Source organism: Calidithermus chliarophilus DSM 9957, from assembly GCF_000430045.1.
Classification (GTDB): domain Bacteria; phylum Deinococcota; class Deinococci; order Deinococcales; family Thermaceae; genus Calidithermus; species Calidithermus chliarophilus.
In genome coordinates, this window is sequence record NZ_KE387023.1 from 2,258,453 (window position 1) to 2,264,409 (window position 5,957).

Genomic DNA, 5,957 nt, shown 5'->3' on the forward strand with positions numbered 1-5,957 from the left:
GGCTCGAGGCCCGCCACCCGGGCCCACAGCGCCTCGAAGCCCTCGCCGTAGGGCCCGTTGGGCAGGAGCGCCCTGGCCTCGACGGCGGCCCGCTGCGCCGACCCCTCGGCCAGGCCGGAGAGGGTGCGGGCGAGGAGCGCCTCGATGCTCACGGGGACGAAGCTATCCGGGGGGGTGCGCCAGCGCCAGCGCTGCCCGTCGGACCAAAAGAAGCCCTGCCGGGCGAGGTAGCGCCAGAACTCCAGGGTGAACAGCGGGTTGCCCCCGGCCCGGGAGAAGATCCAGCCCAGGCCCTCCCGGGGCAGGGGGGCCCCGGCCTGCTCGAGCAGCAGCCGCTCCGACTCCTCCGCGCTCAGCGGCTCGAGGCGGTAGCCCTTGAAGGGCTCGAGCGGCTCGCCGCGGCTGGTGACCAGCAGCCCCACCCCGCGCAGCCGCGCGACGGCCTGGGCCAGCTTTTGCACGAGCTCGAGGCGCTCGGCGGGGGCTTCGTGCAGGTCCTCCAGGTGCAGCACGAAGGGCGCCAGGGCGGCCAGGGTGGCGGCGAGGGTGTCGACCAGGGTGCGGGCGGGCACGTGCTGGCTCTGGATCAGCAACTCGCGCTGGACGTCGGTCCAGGCAGGCCGCCTGGGGGGGCGGGGGAGGGCGAGGACCAGGGCCCGGTCGGGGAGCGTCGCCTGGAGGCTCAGGCTCGTGCAGGGGGTCTCCCGGAGCAGGGCTTGGGCGGTGAAGGTCTTGCCCACCCCGGCCTCACCCCACAGCCACAGCGCCTGGCCCGGCCGTTTCGAAAGCACCGCCCGCAGGTGCCGCTGAAGCTGGGTGATGGCTCTCTCGCGCACGCCGCTCTCCAAGGTTCTGGTGGGCCTATCATACGTGCCGCGGCGTTACAGGCACGTTACCCGCGGGCCGGGCCCCGGACGCAGCCCACCCCTCCCCGGGAGTCCGGGAGGGGTGGGCCTGAGCGCTCCTGCGCGCCGGCCTCGAGCGAAAAGCCTCCGGGAGACCCCGGAGGCTCCAGCGCTCGGCGCCGGGTTTATCGCGTTTCCCACGAATACCCCACACGGCCCGGTCGGCCCTGCGGGGTATTCGTGGGAAACGCTTTATACCGGCTTCACAAAGATACTCTTCAAATCCGTCAGAGGTACATCTTTGTAAAGCCCAGGGCACTCCCTTCGGTCGGGGTGGATAGTCTCCCATCGGGAGACTATCCACCCAAACCTGGTATTAGAAGTCCATGTCGCCGCCCATGCCGCCGGCGGGGGCAGCAGGGGCCTTCTTGTCTTCGGGCTTCTCGGCGACCACGGCCTCGGTGGTGAGGATCAGGGCGCCGATGGAGGCGGCGTTCTGCAGGGCGGTACGGGTGACCTTGGCGGGGTCGACGATGCCGTACTCCATCATGTCGCCGTACTCGCCGGTGGCGGCGTTGAAGCCGTAGGTCTTGTTGTCCTGGCCCAGGATCTGGTTGACCACCACGCTGCCCTCGAAGCCGGCGTTGGCCGCGATCTGGCGGGCGGGCTCTTCCAGGGCGCGCAGCACGATCTTGGCGCCGGTGGCCTCGTCGCCCTCGAGCTCCTTGATCAGGTCGCGCACGGCGGGCACGGTGCGCAGCAGGGCCACGCCACCGCCGGGCACGATGCCTTCTTCCACGGCCGCGCGGGCGGTGGAGAGGGCGTCTTCGTAGCGGTGCTTCTTCTCCTTGAGCTCGGTCTCGGTGGCGGCCCCCACGCGGATGACGGCCACGCCGCCGGCGAGCTTAGCCAGGCGCTCCTGGAGCTTCTCCTTGGCGTACTCGCTGTCGGAGGTCTCGAGCTCGCGCTTGATGCCGTTGATGCGGGCGTCGATGTCCTCCTTCTTGCCCTTGCCGCCCACCACGGTGGTCTCGTCCTTGTTGATGCGCACGCGCTCGGCGCGGCCCAGCATGGAGAGGGTGGCGTTCTCGAGCTTGAAGCCGAGCTCTTCGGAGATCACGGTGCCGCCGGTGACGGCCGCGAGGTCCTTGAGCATCTCCTTGCGGCGGTCGCCGAAGCCGGGGGCCTTGACGGCGGCGATGTTGAGGGTGCCGCGCAGCTTGTTGACCACCAGCGTCGCCAGGGCCTCGCCCTCGATGTCCTCGGCGATGATCAGCAGGGGCTTGCCGGTCTGGGCGACCTGCTCGAGCACGGGCAGCAGCTCGCGCACGTTGGTGATCTTCTTCTCGGTGATCAGGATGTACGGATCATCGAGGCTGGCCTCCATCGTGTCGGCGTTGTTGACGAAGTAGGGCGAGATGTAGCCCTTGTCGAACTGGTAGCCTTCGACGAAGTTCAGCTCGGTGTCGAGGGTCTTGCTCTCCTCGACGGTGATGATGCCTTCCTTGCCCACCTTCTCCATGGCGTCGGCGATGAGGTTGCCGATCTCGGTGTCGTTGTTGGCCGACACCGAGGCCACCTCGAAGATGGCCTTCTTGTCGTTGACGGCCACGGCCATGCTCTGGATCTCGCGGGTGGCGGTCTCCACGGCGCGCTCGATGCCGCGCTTGAGGGCGAGGGGGTTGGCGCCGGCGGCCACGTTGCGCAAGCCCTCGCGCACGATGGCCTGGCCGAGCACGGTGGCGGTGGTGGTGCCGTCACCGGTGATGTCGTTGGTCTTGGAGGCGATCTCGATGATGAGCTTGGCCCCGATGTTCTCGAGGTGGTCCTCGAGCTCGACTTCCTTAGCCACGCTCACGCCGTCCTTGGTGATGGTGGGGGAGCCGAATTTCTTCTCCAGCACCACGTTGCGGCCGCGGGGGCCCAGGGTCACCTTCACGGCGTTGGCCACAGCGTTCACGCCGCGCTCGAGCGAGCGACGGGCAGTTTCGTCAAACACCAGCATTTTAGCCATATCAAAGCTCCTTTCAGTCGCGCCGAACGGCGCTCAGGGTCGAGGGTCAGGCGTCGAGAGCCAGGTGGGTCGTCCTTTGGCTTCCGGCTCCAGACCCTTGACGCTCGACGGTTTAGATCACGGCCAGCAGGTCGCGCTCGGAGAGGATGATGTACTCCTCGCCGTCGATCTCGATCTCGGTGCCGCCGTACTTGGCGAAGACCACGGTGTCGCCTTCCTTGACTTCCAGCGGCAGCTTGGTGCCGTTGTCCAGCACGCGGCCCGAGCCCACGGCGATCACTTTGCCCTTCTGGGGCTTCTCCTTGGCGGTGTCGGGGAGCAGGATGCCGCCCTTGGTGGTGGCCTGTTCTTCGATGCGCTGGACCACGACGCGGTCACCCAGAGGCTTGAGTGCGGTTTTGGTCGCCATAATTCCTCCTTTGACAGTCATGGGTTTAGAGTGTCAACCCGAGAACACAGTATTAGCCTTTGGTGAACTGATTGTCAAGGGTCCAGGCTATCAATTTGAGTGTGAGTCGATCAACTTTATAAGGTATGAATATTCACCCGCGGCGCTGGCGCAGGGCTTCGTAGAGGAGCAGGGCGGCCGACACCGACACGTTGAGGCTGTCGGCCTGGCCCTGCATGGGTATGCGGACGGTGCGGCGGGCGGCCTCGAGCCAGGCCGCGCTGAGGCCCTCGTGCTCGGGGCCCACCGCGACGGCGACCGGGCCGCGCAGGTCGGCATCCCAGTAAAGCTGCTCCGCGTGGGGCGTGGCCGCGACGAGCGGGATGCCGCGCCCGGCCAGCCACGCCAGCACCTCCCCCTCCGAAGCGGCCACCGTGGGCAGGCTGAACACCACGCCGGTGCTGTTGCGGACGACCTGGGGGCTGTACAGGTCCACGCCCCCCACCGCCACCACCGCGTGGGCCCCGGCGGCGTCCGCGGAGCGGAGGATGGCCCCCAGGTTGCCCGGCTTCTCCAACCCCACGCCCACGAGCACCAGGGGGTCGGGCGGGAGGGAAAGGCTGTCCAGGGAGCGGCGGGGCAGGCGGGCCACGGCAATGACCCCGGCCGGGTTCTCGCGGCCGGAGAGCTTCTTCAGCGGCGCTTCGGCCAGGGCGACGAGGCGCAGGCGCTCCAGCCGCGAGAGGGTGCGGTAGAGGGATTCTTCCTCAGGGGTGAGGGCCCCGTCGCGCACGAAGGCGAGCTCGAGCTCGAGCCCCGCTCGCAGCGCCCGCTCGACCTCGCGGGCGCCCTCGATCAGGAACTGGCCCGCGCGCTCGCGCTCCTTGCGCTCGAGCAGCCGGGCCAGGGCTTTGACGCGCGGGTTGGCCGCGCTGGTGATGACCTCCACGCCAAGAGCCTAACACCTCCCCGCGGGGCATCAGCGGGGCAGCAGCGGCCGGAGGTAGTTGCGCACCTGCTCGTAGTCGAAGACGAAGACCGAGCCCTGGGGGGTGGTGAGCTCGAGCAGGTTCTCCCCCTCGCCCACGATCTTGCGCAGCAGCAGCAGGCCCGGCGGGTCGAAGAGCTCGAGCTGGGCCGCCGTGTAGGACTCCTCCGCGGCCGGGTAGGCGACCCGGGCCACGCCGGGCAGGGAGGCGTCGAGGGCGGTGGCCTCGGGCTCGGGGCTTTGGAACTCGAGGGGGAAGTCATACTCGTCGTGCAGGGGGTGCTCCTCGAGGCGGGCGAGGGCCTCGGCGAACTCCAGCGCCGAGGCCCAGATCTTCTCCTCGTTGATGCCGTCGCTGAGGGTGAGGCCCAGGTTCTCGTCGGCGAGCCTGGCGGAAAAACCGGGCGGGGCTTTCATGGGGGCACGATAGAGCCCCAAGTTGAGCCGCAGCTTAGCGGGCGGCAGGCCCCGTCCCGGGCGCCGCCTACACGCTCAGGGCCGCCCCCAGCGCGGTCGCCCAGCCGCTGTAGGGGGGGATGAGGGGCCGGGGCTCGACGAGGTAGAACTGCCAGACCCGCTCGAGCGCCTCCTGCAGGGGCTCGAGGTCGGGGAGGTGGCCCACGATGACGATGCGCTCGAGGCCGTGGGCCTTGGCCGCGTTGAGCGCGATCACCCCGATCACCTGCCCCACGATGGTGAACAGCCCCGCCGCCAGGTCTTCGCGGCTGGGGGGGCGGTCGGAGGTGGCGACCCGGCCGAAGTTCACCGCCGTGGCCGAGGCGGGCAGGTGCCCGATCCCGCCGCCGATGGCGTCGGCCAGGGTCGAGTCCACGCCGCCGGAGTCTCCGGCCTTGGCGAGGCGGGCGATCTCGAGCGGGTCGGCGGTGCCCAGCAGCAGCCGCCCCAGCCCCAGCAGGGTGCCGCCGCCCACCGCGCTGCCGGTGACGTGCTCGAAGCTCCCGTCGCGGGCCGCGATCATGGCAGTGCCGGTGCCCGCCGAGACCACCAGGGCTCGCACGAGCTCCCGGGGGGTAGCGGTCGGCGGCTCAGTCCGGGGGGTAGCGGTCCGCGGCTCGAGCTCCCGCGGGGCGGCCATCCCCGCCAGCGCCAGCCCGCCCCGCCCGATGGCTTCGGCCTCCCCGACCTTGTGCACCGGCACGCCGCCGAAGCGGTCGGGGAGGGTGCGGTGCAGGCCGCCGGTGGTGGCGATGGCGGAGAGCTGGGCGGCCTCGAGGCCCCCGGCGGCCAGGGCGTGCTCGAGCACCTCGAGCCGGGCCGGCCCCGCGTGGTGGAGGGTCCACTGGCGCACCATGCGCCCGTCCTCGACCAGCACCGCGTCGGTGTTGGTCAGGCCGAAGTCGATGCCGAGTTTCATGGGCCTGAGCTTACCGCATCGGCCTCAGTCCGGGAGGGCCAGCGCCTCGCGCACGCCGCGCAGCCGGGTGCGCAGCAGGCTCTGGGCCCGGCGGCTGTCGAGGGCGGTGTTGCGGGCGCGGGGGCCGGGGAAGCCGGCGGCGGAGCCGGAGGGCAGCAGGCCGGGCTCGAGGCCCCGGGCCCGCACCAGCAGGCGGCCGAACTCGAGCCGGCTCAGCACCTCGGGCCCGGCCACGTGCAGCACGCCCTCGTAAGGGTGCGGGGCGAGCTCGAGCAGCGCGGCGGCGAGGTCCTCGACCGCCACGGGGCTGCGGAACTCGTCGCGGAAGAGCACCCCCTCGGCCTCGC

At 70.6% G+C, this 5,957-nt stretch carries 7 protein-coding genes; all 7 read right to left on the reverse strand.

All coding sequences use genetic code 11. The annotated features are described in order from the left end of the window. Nucleotides 1–836 (reverse strand): ATP-binding protein (locus MEICH_RS24695; protein ID WP_169730659.1); only part of this gene is annotated, 836 nt, incomplete at its 3' end. 385 nt (nt 837–1,221) lie between these two features. After that, a complete protein-coding gene (gene groL / locus MEICH_RS0110995) occupies nt 1,222–2,859 on the reverse strand; it encodes a chaperonin GroEL (RefSeq protein ID WP_027892654.1) in 1,638 nt (545 codons plus the stop codon). A 112-nt stretch (nt 2,860–2,971) separates the two neighbouring features. Then, nucleotides 2,972–3,268, reverse strand: a complete 297-nt coding sequence (groES, locus tag MEICH_RS0111000) for a co-chaperone GroES (RefSeq protein ID WP_027892655.1) — start codon at nt 3,266–3,268, stop codon at nt 2,972–2,974. Nucleotides 3,269–3,401: 133 nt separating this feature from the next. Then, complete coding sequence (locus tag MEICH_RS0111005) at nt 3,402–4,196, reverse strand: TrmH family RNA methyltransferase (protein ID WP_027892656.1); 795 nt, start codon at nt 4,194–4,196, stop codon at nt 3,402–3,404. Between the two features lie 30 nt (nt 4,197–4,226). Next, nucleotides 4,227–4,652, reverse strand: a complete 426-nt coding sequence (locus MEICH_RS0111010; protein WP_027892657.1) for a hypothetical protein — start codon at nt 4,650–4,652, stop codon at nt 4,227–4,229. A 67-nt stretch (nt 4,653–4,719) separates the two neighbouring features. After that, nucleotides 4,720–5,610: an acetate and sugar kinases/Hsc70/actin family protein gene (locus tag MEICH_RS0111015; RefSeq protein WP_027892658.1), complete on the reverse strand. Its 891-nt coding sequence runs from the start codon at nt 5,608–5,610 to the stop codon at nt 4,720–4,722. A gap of 24 nt (nt 5,611–5,634) precedes the next feature. Further along, nucleotides 5,635–5,957: sugar nucleotide-binding protein (locus MEICH_RS29335; protein WP_036218506.1), on the reverse strand; the 323-nt coding region annotated here is incomplete at its 5' end.